This is a genomic window from Halopseudomonas sp., from assembly GCF_036960865.1.
GTDB lineage: Bacteria > Pseudomonadota > Gammaproteobacteria > Pseudomonadales > Pseudomonadaceae > Halopseudomonas.
On sequence record NZ_JBALWE010000005.1, the window covers coordinates 172,952 to 190,481 of the forward strand.

The window sequence follows — 17,530 nt, forward strand, 5'->3', positions numbered from 1 at the left end:
CCAAATCGGCAGTCTGTCTTGAACACAGACGCTGGTTGGAACACCAGAGCAGAGGTGCTTGAGCCGCGCCGGTGCTTGTTCGAGCCGTCTCCCCGTGCCCGGATACCCTGGTTCCGCAGGCCTAATTGACCCAGCGCAATCGACCCCGTCTGGTTAAGCTGTACGCTCGACAATCCGGGTAACGGGTCTGGTGAGTCGCTTATGTATTTGTTCGAGGGGTATTGATGCAAGATTTCGTGGTGGTGGGTGGGGGTGTCATGGGGTGCCTGAGTGCACTGAACTTGCTTGCCGCGGGCTGCAGGGTCACCCTGCTGGAGCGTGGTGTATGTGGGCGTGAGGCATCATGGGCGGGCGGTGGCATCGTTTCACCCCTGTACCCGTGGCGCTACGAGGAGCCGGTACGTGCGCTGGCGAACTGGTCGCAGGGCTTTTATCCGACCCTGGCTGCGCAGCTGCTGGCGGAGACCGGCATTGATGCTCAGGTAGAGCCCTGCGGCTTGTTGTGGCTGGATCACGCGGAACGTCAACAGGCGCTGGCCTGGGCCAAGACGCACCAGCAGCCGCTGACCGAGGTAAGCAATGATTTTATCTATCAGCGTGTGCCGCAGCTGGCCAGCGGGTACCAAGGTGCCCTGTGGCAAGCGGATCTGGCTAACCTGCGCAACCCCCGGCTGCTGAAGGCGCTGCGCGCGCGTTTGCTGCAGTTTGCTGAGTTTGACTTGCATGAGCATAGCCCCGCCGCTGGACTGCTGCTTGAGGGCGCACGGGTGGTCGGGGTGCGAACAGCCACTGCTGAACACCGGGCTGACGCGGTAGTGGTGGCGACCGGCGCCTGGACCGGTGATTGGTTGATGCACGCAGGGATCAGTGTGCCGGTGGAGCCGGTTAAAGGCCAGATGCTGCTGTACAAGCGCGAGCCCGGTTGGCTGCAGTCGGTGGTGTTGCACGAAGGACGCTATGCGATACCGCGCCAGGATGGTCATATCCTGATCGGCAGTACGCTGGAGCACGCGCAATACGATAAACGCACCACTGCCGAGGCGCTGCAGTCGTTGCGGCAGTCGGCCGAAGCCCTGTTGCCGGATCTGGCGGCGATGGCACCGGTGGCGCAGTGGGCCGGGCTGCGGCCAGGCTCCCCTGAGGGTGTGCCTTACATAGGACCGGTGCCCGGTTTAGATGGTTTGTGGCTCAACGCGGGGCATTACCGCAACGGGCTGGTATTGGCGCCGGCGTCCTGCCGTTTGTTGGCTGATCTGTTGCTGCAACGCGAACCTGCGCTGGACCCGCAGCCCTACCTGCCGGCTGGCCGAATTCAATCCGTGGCGAGTGGCGACAAGCAGACTGACTTAATCGTCTAGCCCCAGTTTTTTTAGCCGATAGCGCAAAGAGCGGAAGGTCAGACCAAGCCGCTTGGCGGCCGCTGTTTTGTTCCAGCGGGTTTCTTCCAGTGCCTGGGTAATGGCCTGACGCTCAATGTTGTCGAGAAAGTCTTCCAAATGGTCGATCTGGCTGAAATCGGTATTCTCGTCGCTACCGGAGGCAGGGCAGCCTGAGAGGTGCAGGTCTGCCGCTTCGATACGCTGGTTTTCGCATAGGGTGAAGGCGCGCTCGAGCGCATTTTCCAGCTCGCGTACGTTGCCAGGGAAGCGGTAGTTGCACAGCAGCTCCATGCCTTTTTCAGACACCTGCGGCACGGGAAGCCCGTTACGCTTCGCGAGTTTGCCCAGAATGTGGCGGGTCAAAAGCGGCAAGTCTTCACGCCGCTCGCGAAGCGGTGGTACCTGTAGCTCGATGACGTTGATGCGGTAAAACAGATCCTGGCGGAAGCGGCCTTCGGCCACCTCATTAGCCAAATCCTTGTGTGTCGCGCAGAGCAGTCTTACGTCGACGGGCTCTTCCTTCTGGGTGCCCAGGGGCCTTACGGCCTTCTCCTGAATGGCGCGCAGCAGCTTGACCTGCATGGCTATGGGTAGATCGGCGACCTCGTCAAGAAACAGGGTGCCGTGATTGGCTGCCTGAAACAGTCCCGGCTTGTCAGCGACGGCGCCGGTGAAGCTTCCTTTGCGATGACCAAAAAACTCGCTTTCCATCAATTCTGACGGGATGGCGCCGCAGTTCACCGGCACAAAAGGCTGTTCTGCTCTCGGGCCGAGTGCATGAATACGGCGGGCCACCAGCTCCTTACCACTGCCCGACTCGCCGCTGATATACAGCGGCGCCTGGCTGCGTGCCAGCTTGCCTATCTGCAGGCGCAGGCGGTCGATGGGCGGAGAAATCCCCAGTAGCGGGTCCTCGCTCGCCTCTTCTACCCGTTCATCGGCTTTATTGAGTTTCAGGGCGCTGCTGACCAGTTCACGCAGGCGTTGCAGGTCAACCGGTTTGGTCAGAAAGTCGAAGGCGCCTGCCTTGAGTGCATTGATGGCGGTGTCGAGGCTGCCGTACGCGGTAATCATCGCGACCGGCGTGCAGGCATGGTGCTGTTGAATATGGCGAACAATGCTCATGCCGTCACCATCAGGCAGGCGCATATCGGTCAAGCAGAGCGCATAGTGATTTTTACGCAGCAACGAGAGTGCCTCGCCCATGCTGGACGCACTCTGGGTGTCAACATCCATTCGCCCGAGCGTCATGTCCAGTAGCTCAAGGATGTCGGGCTCGTCATCGATGATCAATACGGTGGGCTTGCTCATGTCAGCCGGCGGTGCTCCCTGCAGTCAGATAGAGTTTTCGCGTTCATCATACCAAGCGTTTTGGATGCGCGAAGGTGATGCGCATGCAGCTGCCGGTCGGACTGGCCGCCTCGTACTCCAGCCGTGCCTGATTGCTTTCGCTCAGTTCGCGCGAGATGTACAGCCCTAGTCCGGTGCCGCTGGCCTCGGTGGTATAAAACGGCTCGAAGATATGCCCCACATGCTCATCCGCCACGCCGGGGCCATAGTCAATGACTTCCAGTGTAGGCAACTGGCTGATGCCATCCTCATAGAGCTTCAGGTAGATGGTTCGCTCACTCCCGGGGCTGCCACTGTAACGCAATGCGTTCTGGCAGAGGTTATTGAGTACTTGGGTCATCTGGTTGGGGTCGATACGGGTCAGTATGCCCTCTTTCTCTATCTCGCACTCAATGATGTCGGTGGGTGGGTTGGCAGCGCGAAAGTCGCTGAGAAAGCCGGATGTCCAGAGCGCCAGGTCAACCAACTGCGGCTCGCTCGGCCGACGTCGCGAGAGTTCCAGTACGGTTTCAATCACGCGGTTCATGCGCTGGGAATGCTGCTGAATGATTTCGGTCAGGCGCACGTCCTGCTTGCATAGCTGATCGGACTCGTTGAGCAGTTGGGCGGCATGACTGATTGCGCCCAGTGGATTGCGTATTTCGTGGGCAATACTGGCGGTGAGGCGCCCGAGCGAGGCCAGCTTGAGTTGCTGCGCCTGCTGAGCTACTTCGGTATTGTCGTCGAGGAAAATCAGTATGGTCTTGTCGCCGCTGCCACCCAGGGGTTTGAAGTTGGCCAAAATCTCTGCGCTGCCGCTATGGCTGTGGAACGAGGTGGAGCGGCTTGATGGATTGCGCCGCCACTGCTGCAGGCGCTGATCCAGCTCGGGTACCAGTTTGTCCAGTGCCGGGCCGGCCTGAATCGGCCGGGCCAGCATCTGTGCGCTGGCCTCGTTGCCGGTGATGATGCGGTTATCGGGCCCCACCACGATGATGCCGGTGCGCATGCGTTGAATAATCAGTTGATTGAGCTGCTCGAGGCTGGCGAGGCTGGCGGCCTGTTGCTGCGCGAGGGTTTCCGACAGGTACAGCCGACGGCTGAAGCGCTGGACGAAGAGTGCGACGGCAAAGTAGATGCAGCCCAGTACGCCAACCTGCAGATAGCTCTGTCCGATATAGGGGTGCGTCAGGCTGAGAAAGAACGTCAGATAAATCAGCCCGATACTGGCCAGGGCCGGCAGCAGCAGTCCGATGCGACCGTGCAGCAAAATGTTGCCAATGGCCACTGGAATAATCAGCAGGTTGCCAAAGCCACTGCCGACGCCGCCAGCGGCGAAGAAGATCACGCCGAGCAAGCCGATATCGGCGAGGGTGACCAGAAATACATGCAAATCGCGGCGGCCACGGTGCAGCAGCAGGGCAATCAGCACGTTGATGAACAGATAGATCCAGCTGGCTTTCTCGTAGATCACAGGATTGCTGAGCTCAAGCAGGCCATCGCGCAGCACCGAATTGGTCAGCAGGGTCAGGCCAAAGCCGAGAATGACACGGTAAAGGTTGTACAGGCGCAGAATGCGCGGGCGTTGCGAGTCTATCTGCTGCTCAGTCAGGTCTGACATCGCGATGCTCCGCGCAGCAATACCAGCTGTCGTGGGCGCGCAACGCCCGATCCTGCGGCAGATGCACCTGGCAGTGCGCGCAGCGGACCATGACGGGCGCCTGGTCTGGCTTTGTTGCGGAGGTTGTGTTGCGTTGCCGGGTGAGCTGGGCTCGCCGCCAGAGGGTGATGGCTAGCCAGGCCAGCACGCCGAGAATGATGAGTTTTATCAGGCCCATGACCACTGCTATGCGAAATGAAAGTGCCTCAGTGTAGCCCATTGACTGGCGCAGCCAAAGTGTCGCCGTGGGCTATGCCACCGCCGCGTCGACGCGGCGATTGCGAGCCTGCGGTGCATGCCGGACAATAGGCGGCAATATGAGTCAGGAGAGTGAAGATGGCAGCTACTTTGCGCATCGTAATGGCCCAGCTGAATATGCGGGTCGGTGATATCCCCGGCAACTTGGAGCGCATTATCGAAGCCGCCAGCCATGCGCGTGACGAGCTGGGTGCACGAGTGATTGTTTTCCCCGAACTGTCGCTGTGTGGCTACCCGCCGGAAGACTTGCTGCTGCGCTCCAGCATGCAGGCTCGGGTTGAGCGTGCGCTGCAGCGCCTGTGTGACGAGGTGCGCGGCATTTATCTGGTTGTCGGGTATCCGTGGCAGGACGCAGGCCTGTGCTACAACAAGGCCGCGGTCATCGCTGACGGTCAGATACTCGCGTCATATGCCAAACAGCAGTTGCCCAACTACCGTGTATTTGATGAAAAGCGCTATTTCACTGAGGGCGAGGGCGCCTGTGTGATTGAAATCGACGGACTGCCGGTGGCCCTCAGTATCTGTGAAGACATCTGGCATCCGCAGCCGATGGCTTCGGCCCGTGCGGCGGGCGGCCGCTTGATGCTTAATCTGAACGCCTCGCCTTTCCATATGGAGAAGCAGCTGGCGCGTGAGGCCATGCTGGGTGAGCGAGCGCAGGAGGGCGGCATGCCGATCATCTATGTCAACCAGGTCGGTGGTCAGGATGAATTGGTGTTCGACGGTGGCTCTGTTGCAGTCGGTAGCGCTGGGCACGTCGCCTGCAGGGCCGGCGCCTTTGATGAGGGCTTGCACGCGGTCGATGTGCTGTTTGATGAGGCTACGGTCAAATTGCGCCAGGGCGGGCTTGCGGCAATGCCCGAACTGGAAGCCAGCGTTTATCAGGCGCTGGTCATGGGTGTGCGGGATTACGTCAACAAGAACGGCTTCAAGGGCGTGGTGTTGGGATTGTCTGGTGGTATTGACTCGGCGCTGACGCTGGCGGTCGCTGTGGATGCACTGGGGGCCGAGCGGGTGGAGGCGGTGATGATGCCTTATCACTACACCTCTGGCATGAGTCTGGAGGATGCGGAAGCCCAAGCCAGGGCGCAGCACGTTACCTACCGGGTGCTGCCCATTGCGCCCATGGTGGAGGCGTTCATGACTACGCTGGAACCAGTGTTTGCCGGTCTGCCACGCGATACCACCGAAGAGAACCTGCAGGCGCGCTGCCGTGGCACCTTGTTGATGGCTTTGTCGAACAAGACCGGCGCACTGGTACTGACTACCGGCAACAAGAGTGAGATGGCGGTGGGTTACGCGACCCTGTATGGCGATATGGCCGGCGGCTTCGATGTGCTCAAGGATGTACCCAAAACACTGGTTTTCCGCTTGGCAGAATACCGTAACACTCTGGATCCGGTGATTCCGCAGCGGGTGATTGATCGTCCGCCTTCCGCCGAGCTGGCGCCTGATCAGAAAGACGAGGATTCGTTGCCTGCCTATCCGGAGCTGGACGAAATTCTGCGTCTGTACATCGAGCACGACCTGTCGGCCAGTGCCATTATTGCCGCGGGTTTTGAGGAAGACGTGGTCAAGCGCGTAGTGCGGCTTGTGGACCTTAACGAGTACAAACGGCGCCAGGCCGCCGTGGGCGCACGAGTAACCCAGCGTGGCTTTGGTCGTGATCGGCGTTATCCGATCACCTCCGGTTGGGCGATGGACGACTGAGTAAGGCGTGAAAAGTGGTGAAGCACAAAAAAGCCCGCTCGATGCGGGCTTTTTTGTGCTTGGACCGATCAGTCGATCAGGCCGAAGGTAATGCGGTTCCAGAATGACCGGCGACCTTCTTCACCATGCACACGAACCTCGCGGGGCAGTGCGGCGACGGCGTCCTGGTACTCGCGGTCCATCTGGCGCTCCATTTGCGTCTTGGCGGTGCGCGGCGGCGGCGCGGTAACGGCGTCCAGAGCGCTGACCGACATGGACTCCATCCAGTTCATTTCCGGCTGGCTTGGCTCTACGTGATGCTTGAACTTGCCATCAACCAGGGCAGGGTGCTCCGGGTAGTTGAGCTTCAGCGTTTCCAGCGCACTGTCGGCCAGGTCGTACATGGCCAAACGGTCGTAGCCGGCTACCATCAGTGCCAGGCCATTACCGACCGCTGGAGTTTGCTGGTAGTTCTCGACAATGTAACGGCCACGGTTGGCGGCGGCCAGGTAGGCACCGCGTTTGAGGTAGTAGTGGCCCACGTGGGCGTCGTAGTCGGCCAGCAGGTTGCGCAGGTAAACCATGCGCTTGCGTGCATCGGGCGCATACTGGCTATTGGGGTAGCGGTTGATCAGTTGGGCAAAATCGTTGAACGAATCCCGCGCAGCGCCGGGGTCACGGCGGGTCATGTCGAGCGGCAGAAAGCGCTCGAAAATGCCCTGGTCGCGCGTGAAGGACGCCAAGCCGCGTACGTAATAGGCGTAATCAACATTCGGATGTTGCGGGTGCAAGCGGATGAAGCGGTCGGCAGAGGCGGTGGCGGCCTCGGCTTCAAGATTTTGGTAGTAGGCGTAGATCAGTTCCAGCTGTGCCTGGTCGGCATAGCGACCGAAGGGATAGCGTGATTCCAGCGCACGCAGAGTCTCGATGGCCGGTGCGTAGTTTTCCGCATCCAGATCGGTTTGCGCCTTGCGGTACAGCTCAGATTCGCTGAGCGACTCGTCAATGACCGGCTTGTTGGAAGAACAGGCGGCGACAAAGGCGAGCAGGCCGACCAGCAGGAGATGTTTCAGCGACATATCATGACATCCGAATGGGCGGCACCACGCTGTTTCCACAGCAGCCGTCCTGTTATAGTTGGGGCTTGTGCAGCAGTCCCGGCAAACCGGGAAAAGCCGTATTTAACCACAGCGCAGAGGCGAAACCAAAAGGGATTGCATCTGCTTCTACGTCCCCCGCGCCATCCAGTGAGCTCCGCATGTCCGATCGTATTCTTTTGTCTGCACAGGTAAGTCCCGAGTCGGGTGGTCAACGGCTAGACCAGGTGGCGGCACAATTGTTCCCCGACCACTCGCGTTCTCGGCTGCAGGGCTGGATCAAGGACGGCAGCTTACTGGTGGATGGCGAGCAGAAACGTACCCGCGACACCGTCTACGGCGGCGAACAGCTGACGCTGGATGCCGAACGTGAAGTCCAGGGTGATTGGCAGCCTGAAGCCATCGCGCTGGATATCCTCTATGAAGATGACGCCCTGTTGGTGATCAACAAGCCGGCAGGCCTGGTAGTGCACCCTGCGGCGGGGCATCAGGACGGCACGCTGCTGAACGCGTTGTTGCACCATGCGCCCGAGCTGGCCAAGGTGCCGCGTGCGGGCATCGTACACCGGCTCGACAAGGACACCACCGGCTTGATGGTCGTGGCCAAGACCATCGAGGCGCAGACCGACCTGGTGGCGCAGCTACAGGCGCGCAGTGTCAGCCGGGAGTATGAGTGTGTGGTGGTCGGCGTGATGACCGCCGGCGGCAAGGTTGATCAGCCGATTGCCCGACACGGTAGCCAGCGGCAGAAAATGGCGGTGGTAGCTGGCGGCAAGCAGGCGATCAGCCATTACCGGGTGATCCAGCGTTTCCGTGCACACACCCACGTAAAGGTAAAGCTGGAGACCGGCCGCACTCACCAGATTCGCGTGCACATGAGTCACATCTACTTCCCGTTGGTTGGTGATCCTACCTACGGTGGGCGTCTGCGTATTCCGCCGGGCGCGAGCCCTGAGCTGATTCGCGAACTGCGCGAGTTTCCCCGTCAGGCGCTACATGCACGTCGGCTTGAACTGATGCATCCAATTGATGGCCGCTCCATGCAATGGCAAGTGCCGCTACCTGCGGACATGCAGCAATTGCTGGCGTTGTTGAAAGAGGATGGTGAGATCGCCGAATGAGCTCATTGTGGATCAGCGCCGAGTGGCCAGCGCCTGCCAATGTACGCACCTGCATCACCACCCGCCGCGGTGGCTGCAGTCAGGGACCCTGGAAAGGCTTTAACTTAGGCACCCATGTCGGCGATGAGCCAGCCCATGTCGCAGCCAACCGCGCCGAACTGCAGCGCGTGCTGGGTTGCGCGCCGGCTTGGCTGAACCAGACCCACAGCACCCTGGTTTGCAAGGCCGACCCGCATTTGGTGGCCGAGGCTGATGCCAGCTGGACCAACGAGCGGCAGATCGCCTGCACCGTAATGACCGCCGACTGCCTGCCGGTACTCTTGTGCAATAAGGATGGTACCCGCGTGGCGGCGGCTCATGCCGGCTGGCGCGGCTTGCTCGACGGCATTCTGGAACAGACGGTGAGCAGCATGGGTAGCCCGGGCTACGCCCTGATGGCCTGGCTTGGGCCGGCCATTGGGCCGCAAGAGTTTGAAGTTGGCCCTGAGGTCCGCGAAGCCTTCGTGACGGCCGATGACAACGCTGCCGACGCCTTTGTACCCGCCAGCCGAGCGGGCCACTATCGGGCAGACATCTATCAGCTGGCGCGTCAGCGGCTGGCCAAGGCGGGCGTAACCGCGGTCTATGGCGGTGGTTTGTGCACGGTGAGCGAGCCCGCGCGTTACTTCTCCTACCGTCGCGATGGCCAGACCGGACGTTTTGCGTCATTGATCTGGTTGTCATAAGTGACAAAAAATTGACCCTTATCAGGGTCTGCTGCCTTGAAAGCGCGATAATCGTCCTTATTAACCTGTCATGAACAATGACTTTGCCCGTCTCGTTGCGTCGAATCGGGCCTTTTAATACAGGACGAATGACATGCGTATTGACCGTATGACCAGCAAACTACAGGTCGCCTTGTCCGACGCGCAATCGCTTGCCGTGGGCCGCGACCATTCCCAGATTGATACGTTGCACCTGCTGGTGGCTCTGCTTGAGCAGCAGCAGGGCTCCATCAAACCGCTATTGATGCAAGTAGGCTTCGATATCAACACGCTGCGCAGCGAGTTGGGGACTGCCCTCGACAAGCTTGCCACCGTTAGCAATCCGACCGGCGACGTGAGTATGTCCACGGATCTGGCGCGCCTGCTCAACCAAGCCGACCGGCTGGCCCAGCAGCGCGGCGATCAGTTCATCTCCAGCGAGCTGGTTCTACTGGCCGCCATGGATGACAAGACCGCCGCGGGCAAGATCCTACTGGCGCAGGGCGTCTCCAAGAAAGCTCTGGAAAATGCCATCAATAACCTGCGCGGTGGCGAAGCAGTCAACGATCCCAATGCCGAGGAGTCGCGCCAGGCGCTGGACAAGTACACCGTGGACCTGACCAAGAAGGCCGAGGACGGCAAACTGGACCCGGTGATTGGGCGAGACGACGAAATTCGCCGCACCATTCAGGTATTGCAGCGTCGCACCAAGAACAACCCGGTCCTGATCGGCGAGCCCGGCGTGGGCAAGACCGCCATTGTTGAAGGGCTGGCGCAGCGCATTATCAATGGCGAGGTGCCTGATGGTCTGAAAGACAAGCGGTTGCTGTCACTGGATATGGGCTCGCTGATTGCGGGCGCCAAATTCCGTGGCGAGTTCGAGGAGCGTCTCAAGGCGGTGCTGAATGAGCTGTCCAAGCAGGAAGGGCGGGTGATTCTGTTTATCGACGAGCTGCACACCATGGTGGGTGCCGGCAAGGCCGAAGGCTCCATGGATGCTGGCAATATGCTCAAGCCGGCCCTGGCGCGTGGCGAACTGCACTGCGTGGGCGCTACCACCCTCGACGAGTACCGTCAGTACATCGAGAAGGATGCCGCGCTGGAGCGCCGTTTCCAAAAGGTGCTGGTAGATGAACCGAGCGAAGAGGACACCATCGCGATCCTGCGCGGCTTGAAAGAGCGCTACGAGGTGCACCACAAGATCACCATTACCGACGGCGCCATCATCGCCGCAGCCAAGCTGTCGCACCGTTACATTACCGACCGTCAGTTGCCGGACAAGGCGATTGACCTGATTGACGAGGCCGCGAGCCGTATCCGCATGGAGATCGACTCCAAGCCTGAAGCGCTGGATCGTCTGGAGCGCCGCCTGATTCAGCTCAAGGTGGAGCGTGAAGCGCTCAAGAAAGAAGACGACGACGCGGCGCTCAAACGTCTGGAAAAGCTGAAAGAAGACATCGTCAAGCTGGAGCGTGAATACGCTGACTTGGAAGAAATCTGGAAGGCGGAAAAAGCCGATGTGCAGGGTTCCGCGCAGATTCAGGAGCGTATCGAGCAGGCCAAGGCCGAACTGGAGCAGGCACGCCGCAAGGGCGATCTGAACCGTATGGCCGAGCTGCAGTACGGCGTTATCCCAGACCTGGAGCGTAGCCAGCAGATGGCTGAACAGCACACCAAGCCGGACAACCAGTTGCTGCGCAACAAGGTGACCGACGAGGAGATTGCCGAAGTAGTCTCCAAGTGGACCGGCATTCCGGTGTCGAAAATGCTCGAAGGCGAGCGCGACAAGCTGCTGCGCATGGAGGATGCACTGCATAAACGCGTAATCGGCCAGCACGAGGCGGTGGTGGCGGTTTCCAATGCGGTGCGGCGCTCACGCGCTGGCCTGTCAGATCCGAACCGGCCGAGTGGTTCCTTCATGTTCCTTGGACCTACCGGTGTGGGCAAGACCGAGCTGTGCAAGGCCTTGGCTGAATTTCTCTTCGATACCGAAGAGGCCATGGTGCGCATTGATATGTCCGAGTTCATGGAGAAGCATTCCGTGGCTCGCCTGATCGGCGCCCCCCCGGGTTATGTAGGTTATGAGGAGGGCGGTTACCTGACGGAGGCCGTGCGCCGCAAGCCGTACTCGGTGATCCTGATGGATGAGGTCGAGAAGGCGCATCCGGATGTGTTCAACGTGCTGCTGCAGGTATTGGAAGATGGCCGTCTGACCGACAGCCAGGGCCGCACGGTCGACTTCCGGAATACGGTGATCGTGATGACCTCCAACCTGGGATCGGCGCAGATTCAGGAGCTGGTGGGTGATCCGGAAGCACAACACGCGGCGGTAATGGATGCACTCGGACAGCACTTCCGTCCGGAGTTCATCAACCGGGTGGATGAAGTGGTGGTGTTTGAGCCGCTGGGCAAGGAGCAGATTGCCGGTATCGCCGAGATTCAGATGGGCCGTCTGCGCCAGCGTCTGGCCGAGCGTGAGCTGGATCTGCAGTTGACCGACGAGGCATTGGAGAAACTGGTGGCCGTGGGATACGACCCGGTTTACGGCGCACGGCCGCTGAAGCGGGCGATTCAGCGCTGGATCGAAAACCCGTTGGCGCAGCGTATCCTGGCTGGCGATTTTGCCCATGGCGAAACCATCCAGGCCAAGGTGGAAGGGGACGAGTTTGTGTTCAGCCACTGAGGCCTGGCCTCGAACAAGCGGATGCGTTCGGGGCTAGCGACGGAAATAGTACGACCAAAAAAAGGGGCTCGCGCAATGCGAGCCCCTTTTTTCTACGCCGTGATCAGCTAGCGGCGCGTTCGGCATCGCGCAACATTTTGACCTGATCATGGTTGCGCAGCACGCCATCATACTGGCGTTGCACAATTTGACGGATATCTTCCGGCAGCGGCTTTTCCAACGCTTCGTGATACTTCTTCTTGGCCACGTCTTCACCGCGCTCGCATTCGTTGAGTACGGCCTTGTCGTCCTTGCCGGTAATCATCGATTTGAGGTCCACCCAACGACGGTGCATGTCGCCGCCTACGCTGGTGGAATCCTCGGGCTTGCCGCCAAGGCGAGCAACCACTGCCTGTAACTCCTGCGCTGCTTTGCCGCACTCCAGCGAGCGCTGACTGAACAGGGTTTTCAGGTCGGCGCGTTTGGTGTCTTCAGCGCAAACGCGAAAGCCTTCTTCGCCATCTTTGCTGGTTTCAATCAAATCGTTCAGCGTGGAAATAACTTCTTTCGAGTCAATAGTGTTCATGAAGTAGCTCCTGCGGTTAACGCTAATGGGTGTATATAAATTGACCGGGCGTCGCGAAGCTTGGTTCAACTGATGGCAGCCGCTGAGGTGCGCGGATTTTAATCATTTTGCGCGTCTCGACTGTGTTGAAAAGGTTGGTTTGTCAGGCGTCTTTTCGGGCGATGGGGAAAGTAACTTCTGCACTTAGAACCGCTTGGCGCAAGCGCTCGAGAGGTTGCGCATGAGGTAACTTTGATGGAAGTCCGGCAGCGGACTAAGGGATGCCATTGATAGCGATGTAACGCTGTTGGAACCTGCCTGATTACATTTGAGAAATGTGAGCTGGGTCACTTTATTCGAGGCTCTGATCGTGGCCTTTTTACGTTGCCCGTGCGGGCATTTTGACGCTGAAACCGCAGGCGCACAGCGGCTTGCTATCGCTATACGTACAAAACCCGGCACTTGGCCGGGTTTTGTATAGGCTTGAGGCGGGCAACTGGCTTCCTATCCGTTTGTGACGGGTAGGCAGTCAGCGCCCGCTCCTGGCAGGAGCCTTACAGTAGCATCGAGCGAATATCCCCCAGCAGCTCGCCGAGCCGCTTGGTGAACTGAGCTGCCGCTGCACCGTTGATCGCACGATGGTCGTAGGACAGTGACAATGGCAGCATCAACTGCGGCTGAAATGCCTTGCCGTCCCACACTGGCTGCATGGTGGCTTTGGAGACCCCAAGAATCGCCACTTCCGGGCTGTTTACGATCGGCGTGAAATAAGTACCGCCGATATGTCCCAGGCTGGAAATGGTGAAGCAGGCGCCCTGCATGGCGTCAGCGCCGAGCTTTTTATTGCGCGCCTTGTCGGCCAGTTCGGCGGCTTCACCCGCCAGTTGCAGCAGGCTCTTCTTGTCGACATCACGAATGACCGGTACCAGAAGGCCATCAGGGGTGTCGACGGCAAAGCCGATGTGCACGTATTTCTTCTGGATCAGCTGCTTGCCGTTGGGGGCCAATGCCACGTTGAAACCGGGCTGTTCATTCAGCACATGTGCGCAAGCCTTGAGCAGGAAGGGCAGGATGGTCAGCTTGACGCCGGCTTTCTCGGCCACCGCTTTCTGGTCCTTGCGGAAGGCTTCCAGCGCGCTGATGTCGGCCAGATCGAACTGGGTAACATGCGGTACGTTCAACCAGCTGCGGTGGATGTTGGCGGCGCCGACTTGCTGCAGGCGCGTCATGTCCAGGGTCTCCGTCTCGCCAAAGCGCGAGAAGTCGACCGCCGGCACGGCCGGGATGCCTGAGCCGTCTGCAGCGGCACCAGGCGAAGCCTTTTGCTGCTTCATGACGGCCTGTACGTGTTTCTGCACATCTTCCTTGAGAATGCGCTCGCGCGGGCCTGAGGGCTTGACGTCGACCAGGTCGATACCAAACTCCCGCGCCAACATGCGCACGGCGGGGCCTGCATGCACTTTGGCGCCTTCGCGGCTGGGCCCGCCTACCGGCGGCGGCGATGCTGCCTCCGGCTCTTTGCTCTGAGTGGACTTGGCGGGTGCCTCGTCTTTGGCGGGAGTCTCGTCGCTCGGTGCTTCAGCTTCGGCTTTACTGGGCTCTGAGGTGTCTCCGCTGCTGTCGCCCTGAACCTGCATATGCATGATCAGGTCGCCGGTTTTCACGTCCTGTTCGAGTTTGACCTCAATCGATTCGATCACGCCGGCAACGGGAGCAGGCAGCTCCATGCTGGCCTTGTCTGATTCCAGCACCAGCAGAGACTGGTCGGCTTCCACCTTGTCGCCCTTGCTGACCAGAATCTCGATCACCTTGGCGCCGGCATCCGAACCCAGGTCGGGTACCTTGACTGCTTCGCTCTTGCTTGCGGCCTTTTTCGGTGCGGCTTTGCTCGGCTCGGATTTCTTCTCCTGCGCCGGTTCCTTGTCTTTCGTTTCTGACTGTTTCGGCTTGGAATCCTCGGCAGGTGCTTCCTTGGACTTGGCGTCGTTGTCGCTATCGCCTTCGGCAGCTTCCAGTTCGATCAGCGAATCGCCTTCTTTCAGCGTGTCGCCCAGCTTGGCCTTGATGGCCTTGACCACGCCGCCCTTGGGGCAGGGGACTTCCATGCTGGCCTTGTCGGATTCGAGCACCAGCAACGACTGCTCGGCCTCGACGGTATCGCCTTCCTTGACCAGAATTTCGATTACTTCACCCTCACCGCCGCCGATGTCGGGTACTTTGATGACTTCACTCATACCGTCGCTCCTCAGCAATCCAGTGGGTTGGTTTTGTCAGGGTCGATGCCAAAGGTCTTGAGTGCGTCAGTCAGCACCTTGGGCTTCAGCTTGCCTTCTTCCACCAGTGCGCTCAGCGCGGTGTAGGCAACCCAGTGACGATCCACCTCAAAGAATGCTCGCAGTTTGCGACGGCTGTCACTGCGGCCGAACCCGTCGGTGCCGAGAACCTTGTAGGTGCCCGGCACCCATTCACGGATCTGATCGGCGAACAGCTTCATGTAGTCGGTCGAGGCGATCACCGGGCCGCTGCGTTTTTCCAGGCACTTCTCGACAAAGGTCAGCTGCTTCTTGCGCGTGGGGTGCAGGCGGTTTTCACGTTCAACCGCCAGGCCGTCACGGCGCAGCTCGTTGAAACTGGTAACGCTCCAGATGTCGGCGGTAACGTCAAAGTCGTCCTTGAGAATCTTCGCCGCTTCGCGCACTTCGCGCAGAATGGTGCCGCTACCCATCAGCTGTACATGCAGCTCACCTGGCTTGCCGGTGGAGTCGAGCAGGTACATGCCGCGCATGATGCCGTCCTGTACATCCTTGCCCTTGGGCATCGCCGGTTGCTCGTAGGCTTCGTTCATGACGGTCAGGTAGTAATAAACGTTTTCCTGCTCCTCCATCATGCGCCGGGCACCTTCGCGGATGATGACGGCCAACTCGTAGCCGTAGGTCGGGTCGTAGCTGCGGCAATTGGGGATGGTGCTGGCCAGAATATGGCTGTGGCCATCCTCGTGCTGCAGACCTTCACCGTTCAGCGTGGTACGACCGGCAGTACCGCCGATCAGGAAACCCTTGGCACGGCTATCGCCTGCGGCCCAAGCCAGATCGCCAATACGCTGGAAGCCAAACATCGAGTAGAAGATGTAGAAGGGCAACATGGGCTGGTTGTGCGTGCTATAGGCTGTGCCCGCTGCGATCCAGCTGGACATGGCGCCGGCTTCGTTGATGCCTTCTTCGAGAATCTGGCCCTTCTTGTCCTCGCGGTAGAACATCACCTGATTCTTGTCGACGGGCTCATACAGTTGACCCACCGAGGAGTAGATGCCGAGCTGGCGGAACATGCCTTCCATACCGAAGGTGCGGGCCTCATCGGGCACGATGGGCACGATGCGGGGGCCAAGCTCCTTGTCTTTTACCAGTTGCGAGATGATGCGCACGAACGCCATGGTGGTGGAGATTTCGCGATCACCGCTGCCATCCAGAATGGCCTTCAAGGTATCCAGTGGCGGCACTGGCACGCGGGCGCTCTCGATGCGGCGCTGTGGCATATAACCGCCCAGTGCTTCGCGGCGGGCATGCAGGTATTTGTATTCGGCGCTACCTTCTTCGGGTTTGTAGAAGGGCAGCTTCTCCAGCTCGTCGTCATTGACCGGAATGTCGAAACGGTCGCGGAATTTCTTCAGGCTGTCGATATCGACTTTCTTGGTGTTGTGTGCGGTGTTCTGACCCTGGCCGGCGCCGGTGCCGTAACCCTTGATGGTCTTGGCCAGAATTACACTGGGCTGACCTTCGTGGTGTACGGCGTCGTGGTAGGCCGCGTAGACCTTGTAAGGGTCGTGACCGCCGCGGTTGAGCTTCCAGATCTCTTCGTCGGAGAGGTCCTTGACCATTTCCTGCAGTTCCGGGCGGGTACCGAAGAAGTGCTCGCGCACATAGGCGCCATCGTTGGCTTTGTAGTTCTGGTAATCGCCGTCGACCGCATCTTCCATGCGCTGCTGCAGCAGACCGTTGTCATCCTTGGCAAACAGTGGGTCCCACATGCGGCCCCAGATTACCTTGATGACGTTCCAGTCGGCGCCGCGGAAGCTGCCTTCCAGCTCTTGAATGATCTTGCCGTTGCCGCGTACGGGGCCGTCGAGGCGCTGCAGGTTGCAGTTGATCACGAAGATCAGGTTGTCGAGCTTCTCGCGGCCGGCCAGGGCGATGGCGCCCAGAGATTCCGGCTCGTCGGTTTCACCGTCACCCACAAAACACCAGACCTTCTGTTTACCCGGCTCGATAAAGCCGCGGTGCTCCAGGTATTTCATGAAGCGCGCCTGGTAGATCGCCTGAATCGGGCCCAGTCCCATGGAGACGGTCGGGAACTGCCAGAAGTCAGGCATCAGCCAGGGGTGTGGGTAGGAGGACAGCCCGTTGCCGTCGACCTCCTGGCGGAAATTGTCCATCTGTTCTTCGCTGATACGGCCTTCCATAAAGGCGCGGGCGTAGATGCCGGGCGAGGCATGGCCTTGGAAGAACACCAGATCGCCACCGTGTTCTTCGGTGGGAGCCTTGAAAAAGTAGTTGAAGCCGATGTCATACAGGGTGGCGCTGGAGGCGAAGGTGGAAATGTGGCCGCCCAGGTCCGGGTCTTGCTGGTTGGTACGCATGACCATGGCCAGCGCATTCCAGCGCACCATTGAGCGAATACGCCGCTCCATGAACAGGTCGCCGGGCATGCGTGCTTCGTGGGTAACCGGAATGGTATTGCGGTAGGGCGTGGTAATGGCGTAGGGCAGGGGAGTGCCGGTGCGGCTGGCCAACTCGCCAAGGCGCGTCATCAGATAGTGCGCGCGATCTTCACCTTCATTGTCGAGTACAGATTCCAGGGCATCGAGCCATTCCTGGGTTTCAAGCGGATCGATATCATCTTGCTTCATTGTGGTCTCCAGACCTTGTGGGTCTTGCAAGTGCCGGAAGGCGCCGGGCTGTTCGCGAGTCGGTGACGTGCGACAGGTCGTGCGCAGCGTTCGCTAACACCTGTGGGTGTTGTGACACGGGTTG

General features: G+C 59.8%; 12 protein-coding genes. 5 read left to right on the forward strand and 7 right to left on the reverse strand.

The annotated features are described in order from the left end of the window. The first annotated feature begins 224 nt into the window (after window positions 1-224). Window positions 225-1,358 (forward strand): glycine oxidase ThiO, encoded by a 1,134-nt coding sequence (thiO, locus tag V7747_RS08855; protein WP_335615677.1) that lies wholly within the window; start codon window positions 225-227, stop codon window positions 1,356-1,358. On the opposite strand, the gene V7747_RS08860 is transcribed toward thiO, so the two are convergent. The 3 genes from V7747_RS08860 to V7747_RS08870 are packed head-to-tail and all read right to left on the reverse strand — an operon-like array spanning window position 1,347 to window position 4,546. Beyond that, window positions 1,347-2,690: a sigma-54-dependent transcriptional regulator gene (locus V7747_RS08860; RefSeq protein WP_335615678.1), complete on the reverse strand. Its 1,344-nt coding sequence runs from the start codon at window positions 2,688-2,690 to the stop codon at window positions 1,347-1,349. The genes thiO and V7747_RS08860 overlap by 12 nt on opposite strands. Window positions 2,691-2,736: 46 nt before the next feature. Beyond that, window positions 2,737-4,329, reverse strand: a complete 1,593-nt coding sequence (locus V7747_RS08865; RefSeq protein WP_335615679.1) for a sensor histidine kinase — start codon at window positions 4,327-4,329, stop codon at window positions 2,737-2,739. Next, window positions 4,313-4,546 carry a PP0621 family protein gene (locus V7747_RS08870; protein WP_335615680.1) on the reverse strand — a complete coding sequence of 78 codons (234 nt, stop codon included), beginning with the start codon at window positions 4,544-4,546 and terminating at the stop codon, window positions 4,313-4,315. The genes V7747_RS08865 and V7747_RS08870 overlap by 17 nt, the downstream gene beginning before the upstream one ends. Window positions 4,547-4,704: 158 nt before the next feature. Between V7747_RS08870 and V7747_RS08875 the strand changes: the two genes are divergently transcribed. Then, window positions 4,705-6,336: an NAD+ synthase gene (locus V7747_RS08875; RefSeq protein WP_335615681.1), complete on the forward strand. Its 1,632-nt coding sequence runs from the start codon at window positions 4,705-4,707 to the stop codon at window positions 6,334-6,336. A 68-nt stretch (window positions 6,337-6,404) separates the two neighbouring features. Here V7747_RS08875 and V7747_RS08880 read toward each other — a convergent pair whose 3' ends face one another. Then, window positions 6,405-7,394 carry an outer membrane protein assembly factor BamD gene (locus V7747_RS08880; protein ID WP_335615682.1) on the reverse strand — a complete coding sequence of 330 codons (990 nt, stop codon included), beginning with the start codon at window positions 7,392-7,394 and terminating at the stop codon, window positions 6,405-6,407. A gap of 179 nt (window positions 7,395-7,573) precedes the next feature. Here V7747_RS08880 and rluD point away from each other — a divergent pair, with 179 nt between their 5' ends. The 3 genes from rluD to clpB all read left to right on the forward strand — a co-directional run bounded on the left by rluD (window position 7,574) and on the right by clpB (window position 11,959). Next, window positions 7,574-8,533, forward strand: coding sequence for a 23S rRNA pseudouridine(1911/1915/1917) synthase RluD (gene rluD / locus V7747_RS08885; RefSeq protein WP_335615683.1), 960 nt, complete (start codon window positions 7,574-7,576; stop codon window positions 8,531-8,533). Then, complete coding sequence (gene pgeF / locus V7747_RS08890) at window positions 8,530-9,258, forward strand: peptidoglycan editing factor PgeF (RefSeq protein WP_335615684.1); 729 nt, start codon at window positions 8,530-8,532, stop codon at window positions 9,256-9,258. Before rluD ends, pgeF begins: the two co-directional genes overlap by 4 nt. A gap of 133 nt (window positions 9,259-9,391) precedes the next feature. After that, window positions 9,392-11,959: an ATP-dependent chaperone ClpB gene (gene clpB / locus V7747_RS08895; RefSeq protein ID WP_335615685.1), complete on the forward strand. Its 2,568-nt coding sequence runs from the start codon at window positions 9,392-9,394 to the stop codon at window positions 11,957-11,959. 103 nt (window positions 11,960-12,062) lie between these two features. Here clpB and V7747_RS08900 read toward each other — a convergent pair whose 3' ends face one another. From V7747_RS08900 to aceE, 3 genes are all read right to left on the reverse strand, one after another. After that, window positions 12,063-12,524: a PA2169 family four-helix-bundle protein gene (locus V7747_RS08900; protein WP_335615686.1), complete on the reverse strand. Its 462-nt coding sequence runs from the start codon at window positions 12,522-12,524 to the stop codon at window positions 12,063-12,065. Window positions 12,525-13,057: 533 nt separating this feature from the next. Continuing rightward, window positions 13,058-14,737: a dihydrolipoyllysine-residue acetyltransferase gene (gene aceF / locus V7747_RS08905; protein WP_335615687.1), complete on the reverse strand. Its 1,680-nt coding sequence runs from the start codon at window positions 14,735-14,737 to the stop codon at window positions 13,058-13,060. Window positions 14,738-14,748: 11 nt separating this feature from the next. Then, window positions 14,749-17,406, reverse strand: coding sequence for a pyruvate dehydrogenase (acetyl-transferring), homodimeric type (aceE, locus tag V7747_RS08910; RefSeq protein ID WP_335615688.1), 2,658 nt, complete (start codon window positions 17,404-17,406; stop codon window positions 14,749-14,751). Window positions 17,407-17,530: the final 124 nt, after the last annotated feature.

Bases quoted from the DNA above. Each gene is read 5' to 3' on its own strand.
- thiO (WP_335615677.1), top strand. From the start codon at position 225: ATGCAAGATTTCGTGGTGGTGGGTGGGGGTGTCATGGGGTGCCTGAGT.
- V7747_RS08860 (WP_335615678.1), bottom strand. From the start codon at position 2,690: ATGAGCAAGCCCACCGTATTGATCATCGATGACGAGCCCGACATCCTT.
- V7747_RS08865 (WP_335615679.1), bottom strand. From the start codon at position 4,329: ATGTCAGACCTGACTGAGCAGCAGATAGACTCGCAACGCCCGCGCATT.
- V7747_RS08870 (WP_335615680.1), bottom strand. From the start codon at position 4,546: ATGGGCCTGATAAAACTCATCATTCTCGGCGTGCTGGCCTGGCTAGCC.
- V7747_RS08875 (WP_335615681.1), top strand. From the start codon at position 4,705: ATGGCAGCTACTTTGCGCATCGTAATGGCCCAGCTGAATATGCGGGTC.
- V7747_RS08880 (WP_335615682.1), bottom strand. From the start codon at position 7,394: ATGTCGCTGAAACATCTCCTGCTGGTCGGCCTGCTCGCCTTTGTCGCC.
- rluD (WP_335615683.1), top strand. From the start codon at position 7,574: ATGTCCGATCGTATTCTTTTGTCTGCACAGGTAAGTCCCGAGTCGGGT.
- pgeF (WP_335615684.1), top strand. From the start codon at position 8,530: ATGAGCTCATTGTGGATCAGCGCCGAGTGGCCAGCGCCTGCCAATGTA.
- clpB (WP_335615685.1), top strand. From the start codon at position 9,392: ATGCGTATTGACCGTATGACCAGCAAACTACAGGTCGCCTTGTCCGAC.
- V7747_RS08900 (WP_335615686.1), bottom strand. From the start codon at position 12,524: ATGAACACTATTGACTCGAAAGAAGTTATTTCCACGCTGAACGATTTG.
- aceF (WP_335615687.1), bottom strand. From the start codon at position 14,737: ATGAGTGAAGTCATCAAAGTACCCGACATCGGCGGCGGTGAGGGTGAA.
- aceE (WP_335615688.1), bottom strand. From the start codon at position 17,406: ATGAAGCAAGATGATATCGATCCGCTTGAAACCCAGGAATGGCTCGAT.